The sequence below is a fragment of the Chitinophaga eiseniae genome, assembly GCF_900167135.1.
Taxonomy (GTDB): Bacteria; Bacteroidota; Bacteroidia; order Chitinophagales; family Chitinophagaceae; genus Chitinophaga; species Chitinophaga eiseniae.
Genome location: NZ_FUWZ01000023.1, coordinates 1 through 3255, shown reverse-complemented (window position 1 = coordinate 3255; position 3255 = coordinate 1). Strand labels below are relative to the sequence as shown.

The following is a 3255-nucleotide window of genomic DNA, read 5'->3' as shown; positions in this document are numbered from 1 at the left end:
GACAGCCTCCGGGGTGGCGCGGGCCTGCGCCTCAAAAAGGTCGGGCGCCATCATAGCAGCCGGCAGTTGCGGCAACTGATGTATACCGCTGAAAGCCTCCAGCTGCTGTTGTGCCGCCGCCCCTATCCAGGAGATATTCCTCAAAGGCAGTTCTGCGTCCTGCACCAACGTGGAGGCCAGCTGCTCCATATGCGCCCGTAGCTCCTCCACCATTTTATTCGTATAGGCGTTGGCATTATAGCTAAATTTAATCGTAATGGTATTTCCGGGATAGACCGTCACATTAAAATCGTAACTGGACTGCTCCGTTCCGCCGGTACTGATAACAGACAACGCCATGCCGGCAGCAGCGGAATGCTGTTGTATCTTCTCCGCTACCGGGTAGTTTTCGAAGATCATGATATGGTCCATCAGTCTCACGCCCAGCTCGCTTTGCTGCTGTACATCCGCCAGTTGCACATAGTGATGTGGCATACATTCTATGGCCCGCTGCTGAACGGCCCTTAACAATTCCGCGAAAGTAGTGTCCCGGTCTGTTTGTATCCTTACCGGGATGGTGTTGATAAACAGCCCGATCATTTGTTCTATGCCCGCTATTTCCGGCGGACGGCCGGATACAACCGCTCCAAACACCACATCATGGGTATTATTGTATTTTGCCAGTAACACGCCCCACAAGGACTGTATCACCGTATTCAAAGTGACTTTGTATTTTCTGCCCAACGCCATCAGTCCGTCACTGATCGTTTTATCGAGCGTGCAGGACAACTCTGCCAGTTGATAGCTGCCGTGTTTATCCTGCACTGCTCCCGGCACCGGCGTCTGCACGTTATATCCCGACAAATAGCCGCTCCAGTATTGTAAAGTAGCCTGCCGGTCTATACCTTCCAGGTATTTGATATATCGCTGATAAGGCGCTACTTCCGGTAAACGTACCGGCTTTCCTGCCAGCAGGCCATGATAAATGGCCAGGAACTCTTCGATGATCACCGACAAACACCATCCATCCATCAGGATGTGATGATGGCTCCAGATGAGGTAGTATTCCTCTTCTGCCAGCCGGGCGAGGCTTACCCTCAGCAGGTTACCTTTGCCAAGGTCAAACAACTGCTCCTTGTCTTTTTCGAGCAGTGAACGGATGACGGCATCCTGGTTGTCCGGCCCGGTAGTTTTCCGAAGGTCTTCATAGCATACCTTTGCCTCCTGTTGTTTTAAGACAATCTGCCGGGGGGCTGTCATGTCCGGCTGAACAAACAATGCTCTGAGCACATCATACCGATCGATAATTTCCTGAAAGCTCCGGCCCAGCAAGGCCACATCCAGCTTGCCCTTTATATGAAAGGACGTTTGGGTAAAATATGCGCGGGAAGAGGGGTCCAACAGATGGTGATAAAATATTCCTTCCTGTAAGGGACTGAGCCTGGAGATGTATTTGATATTTTCCTTTACCAGCATATGCTCATTTAAACAGATTATTAAATGCTTCCATTGATAATTCGGCGTCGCCGAGGTCCTGAGGCGTTATTTGCACCTCCGTTACGGAAGTGCCGTAACGGATAAGACTCACCAGTCTTTCTTCCAGTGCGCTCAACAGTTTTTCCATCGTGGGTGAACGGAACTGCCCGGTGCTATAGGCAAGGTCCAGGCTCAGCACACCGTTAAATACGATGCCTGTCAGCTCCAATACCACCTCTCTCTCCGAGGTTTCGCTGACTTCATTTCCTTTAGGCTCCGCAGAGAAGGAAAAGTAGGCATGTTCCTTTTCTGCCAGCACCGTATCATTGAATTGTCCGAGGTAATTAAACCGTATTTCAGGTACCCTGTTGAAGTAGTCGGGAGTAGATTCCTGTTTGTCCAGGTATTTGAGTAAACCATATCCGATACCTTTATCCGGTATTGCGCGCAGGGTTTCTTTCACCCCCCGCAGCTGTTGCCCGGGATCGTCCGGCCAGGCAATATCCAGTACTACCGGGTAGATGCTGGTAAACCAGCCAACCGTCCGGCTGATGTCCGCCTGTCCTGCAAGCGGCTGCCGGCCATGTCCCTCCATGCTTACCAGTACCTTGCGCATACCGAAGACGTCCCGCAGGGCCAGTCCGAGCGCTGTCAGCAACACATCGTCCATTTCGGAATGCAATAGCCTGTTGACTTCCGTAAACAGCTGCTGGCTTAGTTCTTTCGTAAGCCTGCATACAAGCGTCTGCGTGTCTTTCACCAGGTTTTGTCCTGCCGGATAGTCCAGCGGCAACGGGTCCGTAATCACGGCTGCAGTTTTCTCCCAATATGCCTGTTCCTTCAACAACACAGGCGACAGGGCATAGCTGTTCAGTTGTTCCATCCAGTGTTTAAACGAATCTGTCTTGGCGGGCAGCTCAAGCGCTTCTCCCTGCAAATACTGACGGTACAGCGCGGCGATATCTTCCAGCAATATCTGTAGTGATATACCATCTGTTACCAGGTGATGTATGACGATCAAAAGCCTGTCTCCGTCCGCCAGCCTGAACAAACCCAGCCTGACCAACGGGCCTTCGTGCAATAGCATGCCTTCCTGGAGGCTGCCGCCGGCAGCCTCCAGGAGCGTCACAGCGTCCGCCACGTCGCGGTTTTTCCAGTCGTGGACGGTTATACTAAAAGCTTCATCTGTGTCGCTATATGTTTGTGTCCATATGCCATCCTGCTGCTCAAAGCGCAGGCGCAACGCATCGTGGTGCCGGCAGATAAGGCGGAATACCGCGTGGATAGCATCTTCCGAAATCGTTTCGCGGCTAAACAACAATACCGATTGGTTGAAATGACCTTTCACCAATTTTTCATTTTCCAGAAATGACCGCTGGGCCGGGCTAAGCGGCACATTGCCTGACAACTGTTGTGTAACGCCGTCATACAACAATTCAACCGTCTGCAACGCCTGTTCAGCAGGTGTAGGAAATTGCAGTACATCCGTTACCGATAGTGCATAACCATACTTCCGAAGTCTTGACACAATCTGGATGGACTTGATAGAGTCGCCCCCGATCTCGAAGAAATTATCATTAACGCTAACACCTGTACGTCCCAGCACCGCTTCCCATACCTGTACCATCAGTGCTTCCATATCATTGCTGGCTGCGGCATAGGCAGTGCTGCGACCGGCGTCCTGCTCACCGGGCTCCGGCAACGCCTGGCGGTCTATCTTGCCATTGCCGGTTAACGGCAGCTGCGGCAGGCTGATGTAATAGCCGGGCAGCATATAGTCCGGTAATAAACCCGACAGGT

At 52.0% G+C, this 3255-nt stretch carries 2 protein-coding genes; both read right to left on the bottom strand.

Annotated features, from left to right (window positions below; genetic code table 11):
- Positions 1–1455 (bottom strand): condensation domain-containing protein (locus B5D63_RS34455; protein ID WP_235021708.1); only part of this gene is annotated, 1455 nt, incomplete at its 3' end.
- A gap of 4 nt (positions 1456–1459) precedes the next feature.
- Positions 1460–3255, bottom strand: a 1796-nt coding sequence (locus tag B5D63_RS34450; protein WP_235021707.1) for a condensation domain-containing protein, incomplete at its 5' end; no start/stop codon positions are given.